Origin of the sequence: Mumia sp. zg.B53, from assembly GCF_019550935.1 — a bacterium.
Lineage (GTDB): Bacteria > Actinomycetota > Actinomycetes > Propionibacteriales > Nocardioidaceae > Mumia.
Genome location: NZ_JAHWCK010000006.1, coordinates 343242 through 361931, shown reverse-complemented (window position 1 = coordinate 361931; position 18690 = coordinate 343242). Strand labels below are relative to the sequence as shown.

The 18690-nt window shown below is 71.2% G+C and carries 15 protein-coding genes; 2 read left to right on the top strand and 13 right to left on the bottom strand.

All coding sequences use genetic code 11. The features are described from left to right. Positions 1–415 precede the first annotated feature (415 nt). Positions 416–1675 (bottom strand): tyrosine--tRNA ligase, encoded by a 1260-nt coding sequence (gene tyrS / locus KV102_RS18845; RefSeq protein WP_301021520.1) that lies wholly within the window; start codon positions 1673–1675, stop codon positions 416–418. A gap of 205 nt (positions 1676–1880) precedes the next feature. Here tyrS and KV102_RS18840 point away from each other — a divergent pair, with 205 nt between their 5' ends. Next, positions 1881–5258: a BTAD domain-containing putative transcriptional regulator gene (locus tag KV102_RS18840; RefSeq protein ID WP_220347191.1), complete on the top strand. Its 3378-nt coding sequence runs from the start codon at positions 1881–1883 to the stop codon at positions 5256–5258. A gap of 13 nt (positions 5259–5271) precedes the next feature. On the opposite strand, the gene KV102_RS18835 is transcribed toward KV102_RS18840, so the two are convergent. The 5 genes from KV102_RS18835 to KV102_RS18815 all read right to left on the bottom strand — a co-directional run bounded on the left by KV102_RS18835 (position 5272) and on the right by KV102_RS18815 (position 11162). Next, positions 5272–5622 carry a hypothetical protein gene (locus KV102_RS18835; RefSeq protein WP_220347190.1) on the bottom strand — a complete coding sequence of 117 codons (351 nt, stop codon included), beginning with the start codon at positions 5620–5622 and terminating at the stop codon, positions 5272–5274. Beyond that, entirely contained in the window at positions 5619–7787 is a 2169-nt protein-coding gene (locus KV102_RS18830) for an MMPL family transporter (protein WP_220347189.1), read from the bottom strand. Before KV102_RS18830 ends, KV102_RS18835 begins: the two co-directional genes overlap by 4 nt. A gap of 127 nt (positions 7788–7914) precedes the next feature. Continuing rightward, positions 7915–9144 carry a sugar ABC transporter permease gene (locus KV102_RS18825; protein WP_220347188.1) on the bottom strand — a complete coding sequence of 410 codons (1230 nt, stop codon included), beginning with the start codon at positions 9142–9144 and terminating at the stop codon, positions 7915–7917. Next, the gene (locus tag KV102_RS18820) at positions 9141–10022 is read right to left on the bottom strand and encodes an ATP-binding cassette domain-containing protein (RefSeq protein ID WP_220344688.1); all 882 of its coding nucleotides are present in this window, start codon (positions 10020–10022) and stop codon (positions 9141–9143) included. The genes KV102_RS18825 and KV102_RS18820 overlap by 4 nt, the downstream gene beginning before the upstream one ends. Before the next feature lie 81 nt (positions 10023–10103). Continuing rightward, a complete protein-coding gene (locus KV102_RS18815; protein WP_301021524.1) occupies positions 10104–11162 on the bottom strand; it encodes a sugar ABC transporter substrate-binding protein in 1059 nt (352 codons plus the stop codon). Between the two features lie 168 nt (positions 11163–11330). Between KV102_RS18815 and KV102_RS18810 the strand changes: the two genes are divergently transcribed. Beyond that, positions 11331–12464, top strand: a complete 1134-nt coding sequence (locus KV102_RS18810; RefSeq protein ID WP_220344687.1) for an ROK family transcriptional regulator — start codon at positions 11331–11333, stop codon at positions 12462–12464. Between the two features lie 24 nt (positions 12465–12488). Here the strand turns inward: KV102_RS18810 and KV102_RS18805 are convergent, their stop codons facing one another. From KV102_RS18805 to argH, 7 genes are all read right to left on the bottom strand, one after another. Next, positions 12489–13175, bottom strand: a complete 687-nt coding sequence (locus KV102_RS18805) for a thioredoxin domain-containing protein (protein WP_220347187.1) — start codon at positions 13173–13175, stop codon at positions 12489–12491. 10 nt (positions 13176–13185) lie between these two features. After that, complete coding sequence (locus KV102_RS18800) at positions 13186–13764, bottom strand: DNA-3-methyladenine glycosylase (RefSeq protein ID WP_220347186.1); 579 nt, start codon at positions 13762–13764, stop codon at positions 13186–13188. Next, positions 13761–14171 carry a universal stress protein gene (locus tag KV102_RS18795; protein WP_220344684.1) on the bottom strand — a complete coding sequence of 137 codons (411 nt, stop codon included), beginning with the start codon at positions 14169–14171 and terminating at the stop codon, positions 13761–13763. The genes KV102_RS18800 and KV102_RS18795 overlap by 4 nt, the downstream gene beginning before the upstream one ends. After that, positions 14168–15685: a tripartite tricarboxylate transporter permease gene (locus KV102_RS18790; protein WP_220344683.1), complete on the bottom strand. Its 1518-nt coding sequence runs from the start codon at positions 15683–15685 to the stop codon at positions 14168–14170. The genes KV102_RS18795 and KV102_RS18790 overlap by 4 nt, the downstream gene beginning before the upstream one ends. Continuing rightward, positions 15685–16200, bottom strand: coding sequence for a tripartite tricarboxylate transporter TctB family protein (locus tag KV102_RS18785; RefSeq protein WP_220347185.1), 516 nt, complete (start codon positions 16198–16200; stop codon positions 15685–15687). The genes KV102_RS18790 and KV102_RS18785 overlap by 1 nt, the downstream gene beginning before the upstream one ends. Next, a complete protein-coding gene (locus tag KV102_RS18780; RefSeq protein WP_255561222.1) occupies positions 16197–17207 on the bottom strand; it encodes a tripartite tricarboxylate transporter substrate binding protein in 1011 nt (336 codons plus the stop codon). The genes KV102_RS18785 and KV102_RS18780 overlap by 4 nt, the downstream gene beginning before the upstream one ends. 108 nt (positions 17208–17315) lie before the next feature. Then, positions 17316–18689 carry an argininosuccinate lyase gene (gene argH / locus KV102_RS18775; protein ID WP_220365999.1) on the bottom strand — a complete coding sequence of 458 codons (1374 nt, stop codon included), beginning with the start codon at positions 18687–18689 and terminating at the stop codon, positions 17316–17318. Position 18690 lies beyond the last annotated feature (1 nt).

Sequence of the window (18690 nt, the reverse complement as noted above, 5' to 3'; positions counted from 1 at the left end):
ACTGTTGAGTTCTCAAACATCAGACACACAAAACCCTCAACCCCACACAGGAGCATCAGACCAAGGCGCGACCCCCAAACCTACCAGGCGTCCGACAGAGACCCAAACCTGGGCCCCTCGAGCGCTCGGCAGTGACCTTGACTAGTCCCGAACGTGCGGAACCGGCTAGGTTCTTTTGGAGGTGGTGGTTACCAGGGCCGCGTGCCCGGCCTCTCGGCCTTGCCCGCCGCCGTCCCCGGCAACAAGAAGAACATTACGCGGCGGAAAACGGCCGGTCAAATCGGGGTCGTGTGGGCTGGCTCACAAACACTGTCTTCGCAGGTCAGGGGCGGTTTTGGGTCGGGAAGCCCGAGGCCCGGCGCCGCGTTGGGGTGTCGAGCCTCGGGGATCTCTCGGACAAGCCTGGACAGACCGGTCATGCGCTGCTCACCTCGGCGCCTGCGACCGCCTTCTTGCCGCGCCGCAGGACCACCAGGCCCCCGTGCAGGCCGGCGTCGTCGAGCGTCGCCTCGGGATCCTCGGCGCGGACGTTGTTGACGTACGCCCCACCCTCGGTCACTGCTCGACGTGCCGCAGACCGGCTGTCGACAAGGCCGGCGCTCACCAATGCGTCGACGACGGTGGTTCCCCGTGGGACGGCGACCAGGCCGGCCTCGCTCAGGGCTGCTCGCAGCGTCGACTCGGGCAGATCACCGAGCTCGGCCCGGCCGAAGAGTGCGGCAGAGGCCTGCTCGGCCGCCTTGACCTCGTCTGCTCCGTGCACCAGAGCCGTCACCTCGGCGGCGAGCCTGCGCTGGGCGATCCTCAACCCGGGCTTCTCGGCCGACTCCGCCGCGATCGCGTCGATCTCCTCGAGATCGAGGAACGTGAACTGCCGGAGGTACTCGACGACCTTCGTGTCCTCCGCCTGGATCCAGGTCTGGTAGAAGGCGTACGGCGAGAGCATCTCGGGATCGAGCCAGAGCGCTCCCCCGGTCGACTTGCCGAACTTGGTGCCGTCGGCCTTGGTGATCAGGGGCGTGGACAGTGCGTGGACCTTGGCACCCTCGGCGCGCCGCACCAGCTCCACGCCGGCCGTGATGTTGCCCCACTGGTCGCTGCCGCCGGTCTGCAACGAGGTGCCGTACCGGCGGTAGAGCTCGAGGTAGTCCATCGACTGGAGCAGTACATAGCTGAACTCGGTGTAGCTGATCCCCGACTCCAGCCGGCTCGCGACGACCTGGCGGTCGAGCATCCGGTTGACCGGGAAGTGCTTGCCGATGTCGCGCAGGAAGTCGATGACGTTGACGTCTTTCGTCCAGTCGAGGTTGTTGACGACGCGCGCGGCGTTGTCACCCTCGAAGGACACGAACTGCTCGACCTGCGCCTGGATCCGCTCGACCCATTCCGCGACGGTGTCGCGGCTGTTCATCGTGCGCTCCCCCACGTCGCGGGGATCGCCGATCAGACCTGTCGAGCCGCCGACGAGGATCAGCGGCCGGTGTCCTGCCAGCTGGAGTCGGCGCGCGGTGAGCAGCTGGAGGAGGTTGCCCATGTGCAGGCTGGGCGCCGTCGGGTCGAATCCGACGTAGTACGTGACCGGCCCCGCGGACAGATCGGCGCGCAAGGCGTCTCGGTCCGTCGAGTGCGCGACGAGTCCGCGCGCCTCGAGGTCGTCCAGGACATGGGTGGTCACGTGATGTCTCCTCTGTCGGTGATCGCGGCCAGGAACGAGGCCGATCTCCCTGCAAGTCTGCCGCACGGCGCACGCAGCGCGCCGTGACGGCGCCCGACTCCGTGCCCCCGGTCGGCGGTCGCGGTGGTGGGACGATCCCTCGGGATCGGCTCGGCGTACGGGAGATCGCCGGTCCTGGGACCGGCACGCGCTTATGCTCAGGGCCATGTGGCTCGCTGTTCTCGGCCCGGTCGAGATGCACCGCGAGCAGGCCTCGCCGCCGGTCGCGCTCGGGACGCGCAAGCACCGCGTCCTGCTCGCCACGCTCGCGCTCGGCGCCGGGAGCGTCCAGAGCGTCGACACCCTGATCGACTACCTCTGGAGCGGCCATCCCCCCGCTGGTGCGCACGGCACGCTCCAGGCCTACGTCTCCGGTCTCCGCCGGGCACTGGCGACCGTGGTGCCCGACGAGGCGGACCCGCCGCTGCGGACCTCGAGCGGTGGGTACGTCCTTGACACGTCGAGCCTCGCGATCGACGCCGCCACCGCGAGCGACCTCATGCAGGAGGCCCACCGGCGGCTCGGTCCGCTCGTCCGGCACGCCGTCCCCGGGCCTGGTGTCGTAGAGGCCGACGTGCTGGAGCAGGCTGCGCGTGACCTCGACGCCGCCACCGGTCTGTGGCGCGGGCGTCCGTACGAGGAGCTCGGAGAGCACCCTCAGGCCGTCGCCGAGCGTGCCCGTCTCGACGAGCTACGTCTTGTCGCGTGCGAGGACCGCGCCGCCGTACGACTCGCGCAGGGCGAGCACGCGACGGTCGCGGCCGAGCTCGAGTCGCTGACGACGCAGCACCCCCTCCGTGAACGGCTCTGGACGCTGCGCGCGGTGGCCCTGGCGCGCAGCGGACGTCAGGCTGACGCGCTCCAGGCCGTCCGGGTGCTCACCTCGACGCTCGACGAGGATCTCGGTATCCAGCCCGGGACCCAGGTGCAGGAGGTGCAGGCGGCGATCCTGCGGCAGGACCCGGCGATCACCTGGACCGAGACGACTCCGTCGTCACCCTCGACGGCGACGGCCGAGCCGCAGACGGCGCCCGCTCCCCCTCGAAGTCTTCTCCCTCGAGGGCCTCAGCCCCGACTGCCGCAGCTGCCTGCGTGGCCGATGGTCGGCCGCGACCGCGAGCTGGCCGTCCTCCTGGACCGGTACGAGGTGGCCGAGACCGGGCGCCCGCAATTCGCCTGCCTCGTGGGTGAGCCGGGGATCGGCAAGTCCCGCCTCGTCGCCGAGGTGCTGGCGCGCGCCCGCGAGCGCGGAGCGCGCGTCCTCGTCGGACGCTGCTCCCAGGACAGCGGCGCGCCGCCGCTGTGGCCGTGGGAAGCCGTTCTCGAAGGGCTGGGTGGCGACGTCCCGACCGCCGTGGGCGGCGACCCGGACAGCGAGAGGTTCGCCGCGTGGGAGCAGATCTGCCGGCAGGTGCTCGACGCCGCGGACGAGCAACCGCTGGTCGTCGCGCTCGACGACCTCCAGTGGGCCGACCCGTCCTCGTTGGGCGTTCTGCGCCACCTCTGCGCCGTCGCCGACGAGGGCCGGTTGCTCCTGATGGTGACGATGCGCACCCACGCCGAGCAGGACGGGGCCGTCGCGGAGACGCTCGAGGCGCTCGCGCGCAGGCACGCGGTGTCAGTGGCGCTGACGGGTCTCTCCGCGGCGGAGACCGGGGAAGTCTTGACGGCCCTCTCCTCGCACCCCGTCGCCCCTGCGACGGCCCGGGTGATGCAGGAGCGTACGGACGGCAACCCCTTCTTCGTGGTCGAGTACGCCCGGCTCCTCGACGAGGCGGGGGGCGACGTGGCGCTCGAGCCGCCGACCGCCGTCACCGACGTCGTACGGCGCCGACTGGCCGCGGTGCCCGACGGCACGCTCGACGTGCTCCGTCACGCCGCCGTCGTGGGACGACGTTTCGACCTGCCCACCGTCGTGAGCAGCACAGGGCTCGACGACCTCACGGTCCTCGACCGCCTCGAGCCCGCGACCTCCGCGGGGATGGTGCGCGACGAGGGGGACGACCGGTTCCGCTTCTCGCACGCGCTCGTGCGGGACGCGGTGTACGCGACGCTGTCGCCGTCGCGCCGCCAGCGCATGCACGCCCGGATCGCCGAGGCGCTCCGGCTCGACCAGCGCGCCTCCAGCCGGACCGCGGAGATCGCGCGGCACTGGGCCGATGCGGGTGAGGACCATGCCGCGCAGGCGTGGACGTCGGCGTACCGGGCCGCGCTCGCCGCGCAGCGCCGCCACGGCCACGAGGAGGCCGCCGAGCTCCTGGCCCTGGCCCTCAGCCGCATCGACCTCGACCCCGATGCCACCCTCTCCGACCGGTACGAGCTCCTGCTGGCGCGCGCCGACGCGACGCGTTGGGCGGCCCGCTGGGACGACCTGACCGACGCCGTCGAGGAGGCGATCACGGTGGCGGACAAGCTCGGCGACCCCGAGCTGCTTGCCCGGGCCGCGGTCGCGACGACGCGCGGCGCGCTGTGGCAGAGCCCGACCTTCGGCGAGACGAAGGAGACCATCGTCGGCGCCCAGCGGCGCGCTCTCGCCGCGCTGCCGGGCGGGGACTCGCCCCTGCGGTGCACGCTGCTGATCAGCCTGGCCAACGAGGTGTACTACAGCGCCACGGAGTCCGAGTGCCAGCTGCTCGTCGCCGAAGGACTCGAGATGGCGCGACGGCTCGGTGACGACGCGCTCCTGATGGAGATGTGCTCCGCGGCGTTCCTGGCGGTCTGGCGTCCGTGGACGGCCGTTCAACGGCTGGCACTCGCCGACGAGGCGGTCGCGATCGCCCGCCGGCTCGGCGATGCCCGGGGTGAGGCGATGGCGCTCGCGCAGCGGGCCGCGGTCCACGGCGAGCTCGGTCATGTCGAGGACCTCGAGCGTGACCTGGCGGAGGCCGACGGTCTCGCGGACGATCTCCAGCTGACCTACGTCCGGTGGTTCCTGGACTGCATGCGCCTGCCGTGGCTCGCGATGCGCGGCGAGCTCGAGGAGTCCCGAGCGACCCTGGACGGCCTCATGACGCTCGTCGACACCATCGCCGTGCCCCACAAGTACGACGCCGTCGGCGGCCTGATGCTCGTGCTCGCGATCTGGGGCGGTCTCGACGACCGCGAGGACGGCGTCCTCGATGAGCTGGTGGCGGCAGCGCGGGTGCCGATCCACATGGCCGCGACCGGCTTCCTGCTGCGGCTCGGTCGTGCGGACGCGGCCCGGGAGCTCTTCGAGACCTCACGGCCGACGCTCGACGACGAGAGCTGGATCGCCCCGCTGATCTGGGGGTTCGGGGCCGAGGTGGGGCTCGCTCTCGGCGACCGCGACCTCGCAGCAGCCGCCTACGATCGGCTCGCCCCGCTGCGCGGGGGCGTCCTGAGCGCCGGCTCGACGATCGCCATGGGACCGGTCGACGCGTTCCTCGCGCTCGCCGCCGCGGCCGACGACGACACCGGGCTCGCGACGCGGCACGCCGACGACGCCGTACGGCTGATGCAGACGTGGCAGATCCCGTTGGCGGAGCGGTGGTTCCTCCGTCAACGGGACCTGCACGGCTTCTGAGGCTCGGTAGGGATCAGGGCGTCAGGGCTTCGCTGCCCGCGAGCAGACAGTCGATCCGCCGCCCGGTCTGCACGAGCCTGACGAGAAGCGCCGCCCGGATGGCGCGATCTCCGTTGCCGGCCATCCACGCGAGCCCTTCCCCGCACACCGCCATGGTCTCCGCCAGATCGGTCTCCTGGCGCATCAAAGCCTCGGTCTGTGGTGCGCCGCTGAGCCGGCCCCAGCGGCGGTGCAGGCGTGCCCACGCCAACCGGTCGCCGAGCGGCGTCGTCCGTGCGGCCTCGACGACCGCCGTGACCTCGTGCTGGAGGGGGTGCTCGCGCGTCGTGCCGTTCATGTCGTTCGTGCCCTTCATGCCGTTCATGCCGGAGCCTGCTCTCTCTCGTCGGTCGCACCAGGACCGGACGGTGCCGGTGCGGTGACTGCGCCGGCGTCCAGCTCGGCGCGTACGTGCGGGAGCCGCCGGTCGATCCAGGGCGGCAGCCACCAGTTCGCGCGACCGAGCAGCGTCATCGTGGCCGGGACGAGCACGAGGCGGACCAGGGTCGCGTCGAGTGCGACGGCCACCGCCATCCCGAGTCCCAGCATCTTGACGAGGACGGTGTCCTCGGTCGCGAACCCGAGGAAGACCGCCACCATGATCGCCGCCGCACTCGAGATCACCCGTGCGCTCGCGCTGAGGCCGGTGACCACCGATCCCCGCGCGTCCCCCGTCCGCAACCAGGCCTCGCGGATCCGTGACAGCAGGAACACCTCGTAGTCCATCGAGAGCCCGAACAGGATCGCGAACATCAGGATCGGTACCCAGCTCGAGACAGGGACAGCGCGGTCCATCCCGAGCAGGGACGAGCCCCACCCGTGCTGGAAGACGAGGGTCACGACCCCGTACGCGGCACCGATCGACAGCAGGTTCATCGTGGCGGCCTTGAGCGGGATGATGACCGACCGGAACATCATCGCGAGCAGGAGCATCGAGACGAGGACCACGAAGCCGACGACCACCCACATCCGCTCGGACAGCATGGTCGAGATGTCGGCGAGGATCACCGTCGTGCCGGTCAGCTCGACGCCGTCAGGGAGCCCATCGGTCCGTAGAGACGCGATGAGGTCGCTGGTGCGCTCGTCCTGCGGACCCGTCGTCGGTTGGGCGTCGAAGACGGTGATCGCCCCGTCGCGCGACGTGGTCGCGGGACCGACCGACGTGATGCGCGGGTCGTCGAGGAGGTCGGAGCGGAGGCGCTCGGTGTCGGTGGGGTCGACCGCACCGGTGTCGCTCACGAAGGTCAACGGCCCGTTGGCGCCGTGCCCGAACTCCGCGGCGACGAGGTCGTAGGCCTGGCGGGTCGTGAACGAGGCAGGGTCCGCGCTGGCGTCCTGCGGGAAGGTCCGCATGCCGAGCGCGGGTGCAGCCAGGGCGATCAGGACGACGAGTGCCGCGAGCGCCCACGGGAGCGGTCGTTTGCAGACCCGGCGCGCCCACCGTCCCGTGAGGGTCCGGCGCACGCTGCGCGGGCCACCGTTCTCGTAGGGACGCCCACGGTCTTTCCGCGCCACGAGGCGATGGCCGGCGAGACCGCAGAGCGCGGGCACCAGCGTCAGCGCGGTCGCCATGACCGAGGCGACCGCGATCGCGGTCGCCGCCCCGAACGCCGAGTACGTCGGCAGACCGGCAAGGCCCAGGCCCGTCAACGACACGAGCACCGTGAGGCCCGCGAACACCACGGAGCGGCCGGCGGTCGCCACCGCGGTCCCTGCGGCGTCGACCCTGGACCGGCCGCGGCGGAGCTCCTCGACGAAGCGAGTCACGAGCAGCAGCGCGTAGTCGATGCCGACGCCCAGCCCCACCATCGTCGCGACGGTCGGGGCGGTCGAGCTGACGTCGATCACCGCGGCAAGCAGCGTGACCCCTGCGCTCCCGACCGCGAGACCCACGAGGGCGACCGCGAGCGGCAGACCTGCTGCCACGACGGAGCCGAACGTGAGCACGAGGATGACCAGAGCGACGCTCACGCCGATCAGCTCGCCACGGCCGCTCATCTCCATCGCCGACCCGGGGACCTCTCCCCCGTACTCGACGTCGAGGCCGTCGACCCCCGCGGCCGAGACCGCGTCCTCCAATGGTTCGAGCGCGCCCATGACCTCGTGGTGGGTGACCGGCACGTCGTAGCGCAGGGTGAGCAGTGCCGTGTCGGAGTCGGCCGACAGCCTCGGGGGCGAGACCTGGGCGACGTGCGGGACGTCCTCCAGCGTGCCGGCGATCCGGGACAGGTCGGCTCGGACGAGCGCGCCTCCGTCAGGGTCGTGGACGGCGACCAGTGCGCTCGCGCCACCGGACTCCGGGAGGTGGGTGCGGAGGGCGTCGAGGCCGACCTGGCCCTCGGCGCCGGGCACGTCCCAGTCGTCTTGGGTCGCGCCTCCGGCGCTCGCGGCGAGCGCGAGCAACCCGACGACCACGACGAGCCATGCGCTGACCGTGCGCCACGGGTGCGCCGCGGTCGCTCGACCGAGGCGGTACAACATGCTGGACATCACCAGTGCTCCTTGTCATCCGGTCTGGATGACAACGAGCCTCACGCGAACCGCTTGCGGATCCCTTGGGAAAGCCTTGGGGCGTCGCCGCAGCAGCGACGACGCCCCGTGGACTCCCGGACGAGGGCTAAGCGGTGCCGGAGCTCCGGCGCGCCCGTCTCGACAGGGAGTCGATCGTGACGGCGAGCAGCAGGACCGCGCCGGTGACGATGTAGCGAACCTCGGCCTCCACGCCGATGAGGTTCAGACCGCTGGTGATCGACTGGAGCACGAGCATCCCGAAGAGCGCCGCGTACGCCGAGCCGCGACCCCCGAACAGGCTGGTCCCGCCGATGACCGCGGCCGCGATCGCCATCAGGTTGGTGTCGGTGCCACCGCTGGACTGGGCGACCGACTGCAGCCGGCCGGCGGCGAGGATCCCGCCGAGGACGGCGAACGTCGAGGCTGCGGCGAACACGGTGATGTAGACCCTGTTCACCGGCACGCCGGCGCGCCGGGCTGCCTCCTCGTTGCCGCCGACCGCGTAGACCGACCGTCCGAAGCGCGTCTTGCGGAGGATCAGGTCGACCGCCACGATCATCGCCACCCAGAACAACGGCATGTAGCCGACGCCGCGGTCCTGGTTGAGGTACCAGGCGCCGAAGAGCATCGCGGCCACCATCAGCACCGTCCGGATCACCGCGCCCCGCAGGGACGGCGCCGACAGGTTCGCCGCACGGCGGCGACGGATCGTGCGCAGCCGCAGCGCGAGATAGACGGCACCGATCGCGACGGCCAGGGCGTACGACACCGGGTCGGGCAGGTAGGAGAAGTTGGCGAACTCGATGATCCACGAGTCGATCGGGAGGTTGACCGTGCCGCGGCTCCCGAGCACCCACAGCTGGACCCCGAGGAACGCGAGGAGTCCGGCCAGGGTGATCACGAAGCTCGGCACACCGAACTGCGTGAAGAGCAGGCCGTAGAACGTGCCGATCGCGACACCCACGGCGAGCGCGAGGAGGATCGCCGTCAGCAGCGGCCACCCCTGATAGACCAGCAGCACGGCCATGATCGAACCGCCGACGCCGCTCACCGAGCCGACCGAGAGGTCGATCTCGCCGAGGAGCAGGACGAGCACGATCCCCAGCGAGATCATGCCGATCGTCGCGGAGTCGAGGCTGAGGTTGACGAGGTTGCGCGAGGAGAGGAACCGGTCGTTCTGGAGGAAGAAGATCAGCCAGATCAGGACCAGGCCGATGATGACCGGGGCCATGCCGAGGTCGCCCGACCGGATCCGTCGCCCGAAGCCGCTGAGGACGGCGCGGGGCGACTCGCTCTCGAGGAGCCGCTCGTCGGTCTTGTCGTAGGTCGTGGTCATGCGTCGCGCTCCTGGTCGGGGTCGGGGCTCACGTGCCCCGGCCCGCCGGCGCCGTCCGGCAGGACGGCGTACGGGTCGATGGCGTCCGGCGTGATCGGGGACCCCGAGCGGTCGCGGGCCGCACGCTCGGCCACAACGTTGTCGGAGGCGCCGGTGATGGCAGCGACGAGCTGCTCCGTCGTGACCTCGCCGATCGCGAACTCGGCGCTGTTGCGTCCGAGCCGGAGGACGTAGATCCGGTCCGCGACAGCCTGGACGTCGGCCATGTTGTGCGTGATGAGCACGACACCGAGCCCACGCTTGCGCAACCGCTCGATCAGGTTGAGGACCTCGGCCGTCTGGGCCACACCCAGCGCCGCGGTCGGCTCGTCGAGCATGACGACCTTGGGCTCACCGACGAGGCTGCGGGCGATGGCGACCGTCTGGCGCTGTCCGCCGGACAGCGAGGCGATCGGGATGCGCACGGACGGGATCTTGGCCGAGAGCTGCTGCAGGAGCTCCCACGAGTGGCGTTCCATCTCCACCTCGTCCAGCACTCCGGCCTTGGTGCGCTCGTGGCCGAGGAAGAGGTTCGCGACAACGTCGAGGTTGTCGCACAGAGCAAGGTCCTGGAAGACCGTCGCGATGCCGAGGGCCTGCGAGGCCTTTGGCCCGTTGATCGTGACGGGGCGTCCGTCGAAGACGATCTCGCCGCCGTCGGGCTGGTACACGCCCGACATGATCTTGACGAGGGTCGACTTGCCGGCGCCGTTGTCACCGACCAGGGCGACCACTTCACCGGGGCGCACGTCGACGGAGACGTCGCTGAGGGCTTGCACGGCGCCGAAGCGCTTGTCGATGCCGCGCAGCGAGAGGATCGGCTGGCTGCCGTCGTTCATGATGTCCTTCGCTGATGGTGAGGAACGGGAACAGCCCGGGTGGTCACGACGCGCGTGACCACCCGGACCCCGAAGGCTTGATCAGCTGAGGCCCGCAGCCTTGCACGCGTCGGCGTACTCGGGGGTGCAGATGTCCTCGACCGTGTAGAACCCGTCAGCCACGACCGTGTCCTTGATGTTGTCCTTGGTGACGACCGCCGGGTCGAAGATGAACGAGTCGACACCCTCGTAGTCGGTGGTCTCGCCGACGTCGTCGCCGTTGACGATGGCGACCGCCACCTCGGCGGCCTTCTCGGCCTCGGTCTTGATCGACTTGTAGATCGTCATGTACTGGTCGCCGCTGACGATGCGCTGGATCGCGGCGAGCTCGGCGTCCTGACCGGTGACCGGCGGGAACTTCGTCATGCCGTCGGCGCGGAGGGCAGCGATCACGCCACCGGCCTGGCCGTCGTTGGCGGCGTACACGCCGGCGAGCGCGGCGCCGTCGACGTTGTTGAGCTGCGACGTGACGAACTTCTGAGCGTTGTCAGGGCTCCAGTCGGGGTTGTCGTACTCCGCCGCGACGGTCAGTCCGCTGGCGTCGATGGCCTTGTGCGCGCCCTTCTTGAACTGGGCGGCGTTCGGGTCGGTGGGCGAACCGTTGAGCATCAGGATGTCGCCGGAGCCACCGGTGGCCTCGACCAGCGCCTGACCCTGGAGCTCGCCGACCTTCTCGTTGTCGAAGGACAGGTAGTAGTCCGCGCCCTCCATGAACCGGTCGTAGGCCACGACCGGGACCTTGGACGACTGCGCCGACTTCACGGCGCCGGCCGCGGCGTCGCCGTCGACCGGGTCGAACACCAGCACGGCGGCACCGTCGGTGATCGCCGACTCGGCCTGCTGCTGCTGCTTCGCCGAGTCCTGGTCGGCGTTGAGGTACTTGACGTCGCAGTCGTCGCAGAGCTCCTTGACCTTGGCCTCGAACAGCGGCTTGTCGAACGCCTCGTAACGGGTGGTCTTCGTCTCGGGGAGCAGCAGCGCGATCGTCTTGCTGTCGCTGCCACCTCCGTCGCCGTCGTCGTCTCCGCCGCAAGCGCCCAGTGCGGCCGTGAGAACCACGACCGACGCCGCCCCTACGACGGTGCGCGCAAACTTGTTCACGATGTCCTCCCAGATGATGTGGTGCGGACAGCTGCAGGTCCGCCGCCGACAGTCTTGGGACCTTCCGCGTAATCGTCAAGTCATGAACGAATGAGCGTTGCAGAATCGAAACATATCTGTGAAATGTTCACCTCTTGACGACTCACGAGATCTGATTAGGTTGTGCCCATGCCTCCCACCGGCTCGCCCTCGGCGCTGCGCTCTGCCAACCTCGAGCGCATCGTGGGAGTCCTCCGCACCGCCACGGAGGTGTCCCAGGCCGAGATAGCCCGCCGCACCGATCTCGCGCCCGCGACCGTGTCCAACATCGTCCGCCAGCTCGTCGCCACCGGGCTCGTCGAGACCTCCGGCGGAGCCGGCCGTCGAGGCCTCACGGTCCAGATCTCCCGTCGCGCCGGACTCGTCGCCGGACTCGACTTCGGTCACTCCCACCTCGAGGTCGCGCTCGGCGACCTCGCCGGCCGCCCGCTGGTCGGCGTACGCCGCCCGCTGGACAACGATCACCGGTACGCAGACGGCCTCGCGCTGGCGGAGGAGCTCCTCGACGACCTGCTCGCCGAGCTCGGGGAGAGCCGCGACGCCGTGCGCGCCGGAGGCCTCGGGCTCCCCGCGCCGATCACGAAGGACGGCCGCATCACGGCCGGCTCGATCCTCCCGGGCTGGGTCGGCGTGGCCGCGGCCGACGTGGCCTCGGCCGTGCTCGGCATCCCGATCCTGGTCGACAACGACGCCAACCTCGGTGCGCTCGCCGAGCACCACCACGATCCCGGGGTGACGACCCTGGCCTACCTCAAGGCCTCCTCCGGCATCGGCTGCGGACTGGTGCTGGACGGCCGCCTCTATCGCGGCGGGCTCGGCACCGCCGGTGAGCTCGGCCACGTGACGCTCGACGAGAGCGGACCCTTGTGCCGGTGCGGCAGCCGTGGGTGCCTCGAGGCGTACGCCGGGGGTAGCGGACTGATCGAGCAGCTGCGTGGACGGGCCCCGGACCTGGCCGTCCACGACCTGGCCGACCTCGCCGTCTCAGGAGACGCGGGCGCCCGGCGCCTCCTCGAGGACGCCGGCCGGGCGCTCGGGCAAGGGTCGGCGATCCTCGCGAACCTGCTCAGCCCTGAGGTGATCGTGGTGGGCGGGGACCTGGCCTGCGAGATCCTCGTCGACGGCATCCGTGACGGTCTGCGCCGTCACGCGGTCGACGGGCTCGAGGGAGCGATCGAGGTGCGGTTGTCCACGCTGGGCGACAAGGCCTCGGTCGTCGGAGCCCTCGTGACCGCGCTCGACGCGGTGGCGCTGACCGGGTGACGTCCCCGGCGCCCGACCAGCCGCTCAGACCGTCGTACGGCCGAGCAGCGCGGTGAGCTCCACCGTCGTCGGCGTGCTCGTCAGCATGGTGCCGTCGACCTCGACGGCCGGTGTCCCGTCGATCTTGCCCATCGCGTCCTCGGTGAGCTCAGGGACCAGCCCGGCGTGCTGCCCGGTCTCGATGCAGGACCTCGCGTCAGCGGCGCCCACCTCGTCGGCGAGTCCGACGAGGTCGGTGTCGGACAGACCGCCCGGGCGCTGATGCTCCAGGAGAGCGACGACGAACGCGGCGTACTCCGCCGCCCCCTCGGCGGCGGCGACGCACAATCCGGCGTTGACGCTCCGCGCGGAGGCGCGGTCGGTGCTGCCGTTGTCGAGGAACGACACCAACCGGTACTCGAGCGTGATCGCGCCCTCCGCGAGCCGCGCCTCGAGCAGCCGCCCCTGGTCAGCGGCGAACGCCTTGCAGTGCGGGCACAGCGGCTCGACGTAGACGGCCACCGCGGTCGCCTGCTCGGGGAACGAGCCCGCGGGGTCGAGGTCGCGGGCGGTGACGACCACGCCGCCGCCGTCGGTGAGCGTCGGGACGGCCGCCGCGGCACCGGCTGGTCCTGAGCGACCCGTCGCGACATCGGCGGCGCTGCCGCACCCGGCGAGGACGCACGACACGAGGCACACCATGAGTCCGGTCACGAGCCAGGAGCGAGTCATGCCGCCATCCTCACAGAGGCTCCGCGTCGCCGGCCCGGGGGCTGCGGCGGTAGGCCGAGACCGTCGGGTCGTCGGTCACCCAGAACCGCCACGGGACGTCGGCCGCCCGTGAGACCCCCACCCGGGGCCCGGCACTGACGGCCTCGGCCGGGATCGGCGCGTCGCGGTGCAGCACGACCTGAGGTCCGTCGAGCGTGGCCCCGTTCTGCTCGATGGTGATCCCGAGCGCCGAGGTCAGGTTGGCAGGGCCTCGAGCGAGTCGGACGTCGGGCACTCCCCCACGCCGGTCACGGGCTGTCTCGACGCCCCGCACCACCTCACCGGCCCGCAGCAGCACGGCCGACGCGTCACCGTCGGCCCCCACGACCACGTTCGCGCAGTAGTGCATCCCGTACGAGAGGTAGACGTAGAGCACGTCGGGCGGTCCGAACATGATCTCGCTGCGCGGCGTCGGCCCACGGAAGGCGTGCGACGCCGGGTCGCCCGTCCCGCCGTACGCCTCGACCTCGGTGATCCGCACGGTCACGTCACCACGTGTCAGGGTCGCTCCCAGCAGGTGCCGCGCCTGCGTCTCGATCTCGTCCGTCACACTGCCGAGTGTGCCGGGCCGTCCGGCTTCACCGCGAGGACGGGGACGGGAGAGTCGAGGAGGAGTCGCTGGGCGACGCTCCCGGCGATCATCTTCCCGACCGGGGACCGGTGACGGATCCCGATGACGAGCTCGTCGGCACCCACCTCCGCGACGACGGCGAGCACCGCGCCGGCGACGTCGGGGTCGATCGGCTGACGGACGACCGCGTCGACGCCCAGCCGCACGAGCTCCTCACGGAGGTGGTCGGCCGCGCTGCCGGCGGCGAACCGCCGGTCGACGTAGGAGTCCCCGCGGGTCGCGTTGACGACCACGAGGTCGGTGTCCCGCAGCCTCGCCTCCGCCACACCGTGGGCGAGGGCGGCGCGTCCCTGGTCGTCCTCGCTGTAGGCCACGACGACGGTCATGGGCGGACCTCCTTCTCCAGGTCGTCGAGCTCCTTCTCCAGCGGGTCGGTGCCGCCACCGCGCAACCGGGCGACGAGAGGGACCAGCACGATCAGCGCGATCACCACGTACGCGACGACGGCGACCGGCTCGGAGAGCAGCGTGGTCCAGTCTCCCTCGGAGAGCTGGAGCGCCTGCCCGAGCTGGTACTCCAGCTGGGGACCGAGGATGACGCCGATGATGAGAGGCAGCACCGGCAGCGCGAACCGTCGCATCGCGAGGCCGAGGAGCCCGAACGCGAGCAGCACCAGCAGGTCGAACCACTGGAAGTTGACGCTGTAGGCGCCGAGCGAGGCGAAGAAGAGGATCCCGGCGTACAGGTACGGCCGCGGCGTGCGCAGCAGCTTCGCCCACACCGGCGCGAGCGGGAGGTTGAGCACGAGCAGCAGGGTGTTGGCGACGAAGAGGCTGGCGAGCAGGCCCCACACGAGCTCCGGCTCGTTGTCGAAGAGGCCGGGTCCCGGCTGCAGGCCGTAGCTCTGCATGGAGGCCAGGATCACCGCCGCGGTCGCGGTGGTGGGCAGCCCCAGGGCGAGCAGCGGCACCATGGTCCCGGCGGCGGAGGCGTTGTTGGCCGCCTCCGGACCGGCGACGCCCTCGATCGCGCCGTGGCCGAACTCCTCGGGGTGCTTCGAGAGCCTGCGTTCGGTGATGTAGGACAAGAACGTCGGCATCTCGGCGCCACCGGCCGGGAGCGCGCCGAACGGGAAGCCGTACGCGGTGCCACGCAGCCACGGCCTCCAGGAGCGCGACCAGTCCGCCCGCCCCATCCACGGCCGACCGACCGGCGTGATCTCGAGCGGGCGACGCCGCAGGTGCGCCGCCACCCACAGCGCCTCCCCGATCGCGAAGATGGCGACCGCCACGACCACGATGTCGATGCCGTCGGCCAGCAGCGAGTTGCCGAACGTGAGACGCGGCTGACCCGTCGACGTCCCGACCAGGCCGATCGACAGACCCAGCGACAACGAGATGAATCCGCGCAGCTTGGAGTCGCCGAGGACGGCGGTGACCGCCACGAGGGCGAGCAGCATGATCGCGAAGTACGACGGAGCACCGAGGTTCACGACCCAGTCGGCGACGCTCGGCGCGAGCGCCACGAGGAGCACGGTCCCGATGGTGCCGGCGACGAACGAGCCGATCGCCGCGGTGGCGAGCGCCTGGGCCGCGCGGCCCGCCTTCGCCATCTTGTTGCCCTCGATCGCGGTGATCACCGACGACGACTCCCCTGGCGTGTTGAGCAGGATCGAGGTCGTCGAGCCGCCGTACATCCCGCCGTAGTAGATCCCCGCGAACATGATCAAGGCGCCCTCGGGCGAGACGTTGTAGGTCACCGGCAGCAGCAGCGCCACGGTCATCGCCGGGCCGATGCCGGGCAGGACGCCGACCGACGTGCCGAGCAGCACGCCGATGCAGGCGTAGAGGAGGTTGATCGGGGTCAGCGCGGTCGCGAAGCCGTCGAGGAGCATGTCCATCAGAGCACCCCGTCCAGGATCCCGGCCGGGATCGGGATGCCCAGCCCGACGTAGAACCCGTACCAGGTGCCGACCGACATGACGGCGCCGATCGCGAGGTCGCGCACGTGCGTCCGGCTGCCCAGGACCCAGGTGCAGCCGGCGAACAGGAGTGCGCCGGTGATCGCCCAGCTCAGCAGGTCGATGAGGAGGATGTTGACGACGAAGACGCCCACGAGCTTGGCGACGGTGAGCCAGTCGGCGCCCTCGGTCAGGTCGACGTCCTCGCCGGCCTCCGCCTCCGGCACGTCGCCTCGGGCGGTGACGACGGCCAGCAGCACCGCGAGCACGACGAGGGCGCCCCCGACGACGTAGGGGAACGCCGCCGGGGACAGCACCTGGTCGGAGAACCCGGCGCTCAGGGTCGCGGCGTCGTACAGCACGTAGGCGCCCACCACGGCGAGAAACGCCGCGAGGGCGTACTGGGCGCGGTCGACGACCCGCGTCGACGGCTCGTCCGCCTTCGCCGCGCTCATACCAGCCCCAGCTCCTTCAGGGTGTCCTCGACCCGCGCGTCCTGGGAGACCAGGAATTCCTCGAACTCGGCCCCGGTCTGGAAGGCGTCCGTCCAACCGTTGCGCTCGAGCTCGTCACGCCATGCGTCCGTGTCCTGCATCTCCTCGAGCAGCGTCACCAAGGCGTCGCGCTGCTCGTCGCTGATCCCCGGCGGCGCGAGCACACCACGCCAGTTGCTGAAGGCGAAGTCGACACCGGACTCCTTGAGGGTGGGTGCGTCGACGGTCTCCAGCCGCTCCTCCCCCGACACCGCGAGGACCCGCAGGCTGCCTTCGGCGATCTGGCCCTCGAACTCACCGAGACCCGACGTCCCGACGTCGATCTTGGCGCCGAGGAGAGCCGTCGTCAGCGGGCCGCCGCCGTCGTACGCGACGTAGTTCACCTCTCGCGGGTCGACGCCGACCGCCTGGGCGAGCTGCATCGGGAAGAGGTGGTCGGGTCCCCCGGGCGAGGAACCGCCGCCGATCGACACGCTGCCGGGATCGGCCTTCCATGCCTTCACGAAGTCCTCGACCGTCGTGAATGGCGAGTCCGACGGCACGAGGAGGCCCTCGGACTCCTCGACGAGGCGCGCCAGCGGCGTCGCTCTGTCGACGGTGGCGTCGGACCGGTTGGTGTAGACCGCACCGACCACGCCGAGCCCCATCGTCAGCATGAGGTCGTCGGCCTCACTCTCGTTGAGGAGGCGCTGCATCGCGACGGTGCCGCTGGCGCCGATCACGTTGGTGATCTCGAATCGGCCGGTCAGGCCGTCGTCCTCCATCACCCGCGCGGCGGCACGTCCGGTGAGGTCGTAGCCGCCCCCGGGGCTGTTGGGGATCATCATGCGGAGGCGCCGGTTGTCGGCCTCGTCGGCGCCGCGGGTCACCCCGCAGGCGGCGACGACGGCCGTCAGCACCGTGACCAGCACCACGACCCAGGCGGCACGCGCCCGCCGCGAGCCTGGGTCCCTCACGTCAGTCGGCATCGTCCCTCGTTCCGTCGCGCGCGCCCGTACGGCACGTCCGTCCCCTGCGAGGATGGACCATCCCGTGGTCTACGTCACGTCGAGCCGACCACCGGCCGGTGTGCCGGCTCAGCCCAGCCGGGTCCGAAGCTCCGCCAGCTGCTCGGCGACGCGCACCGGTGCCGTACCCCCGCGGGCGTCCCGCGAAGCGATCGATCCCTCGACGCTGAGCACGTCGCGGACCTCCGGCCTGAGATGCGGCGAGACGGCCGCGAGCTCGTCGTCGCCGAGATCCCACAGCTCCTTGCCCTGAGACTCCGCGACGCGGACGCACGCTCCCGAGATCTCGTGCGCCTCGCGGAAGGGCACGCCCTCGCGCACGAGCCACTCGGCGATGTCGGTCGCGAGGGCGAAGCCCTGCGGCGCCAGCGACTCGAGCCGCTCGGTGTGGAAGGTCAGGGTGGCGATCATCCCGGTGAACGCCGGGAGCAGGACCTCCAGCGTGTCGACGGTGTCGAAGACCGGCTCCTTGTCCTCCTGGAGGTCGCGGTTGTAGGCGAGCGGGAGCGCCTTCAATGTCGCCATCAGGCCGGTGAGGTTGCCGATGACCCGTCCGGCCTTGCCGCGGGCCAGCTCCGCGATGTCGGGATTCTTCTTCTGCGGCATGATGCTGGAGCCGGTCGAGAAGCCGTCGTCGAGCGTGACGAAGCCGAACTCTTTGGTGTTCCAGAGGATGATCTCCTCGGCGAGGCGCGAGACGTCCACGCTGATCATCGCCGCGACGAACGCGAACTCGGCGACGTAGTCGCGCGCCGCGGTCCCGTCGATCGAGTTCGGGGCCGACCCGGTGAACCCCAGGTCGGAGGCCACCTGCTCGGGATCCAGCCCGAGCGACGACCCGGCGAGGGCGCCCGACCCGTACGGCGACCCGGAGGCCACGCGCGCATCCCAGTCGGCGAGCCGGTCGAGGTCGCGGACCAGCGGCCACGCGTGGGCCAGCAGGTGGTGGCTCAGCAGCACCGGCTGCGCGTGCTGGAGGTGGGTGCGTCCCGGCATCGCGACGCCGAGATGCCGCTCGGCCTGGTCCGCGAGCGCGGCGACCAGCGCTCGCACCAGCCGGCCGATCTCGGCGGCGTGGTCCCGCAGGTAGAGCAGGCCGAGTGTCGCGATCTGGTCGTTGCGCGAACGGCCGGCGCGCAGCCGCCCTCCGAGCTCCGGGCCGAGTCGGTCGACGAGCCCCCGCTCGAGGGCGGTGTGCACGTCCTCGTCACCGGGCGCGGGAACGAACGAGCCCGAGGCGACGTCGGCCTCCAGCGCGTCGATGCCGGCCAGCAACGCCGTGAGGTCGTCCTCGCTCAGCAGCCCCGCGCGCCGAAGCACCCGGGCATGGGCGCGCGAGCCCGCGAGGTCGTACGGCGCGAGGCGCCAGTCGAAGTGCGTCGAGCGCGACAGCGCCTCGAGCTCGGGCGAGGGGCCCGACGAGAACCTGCTGCCCCACAGCACG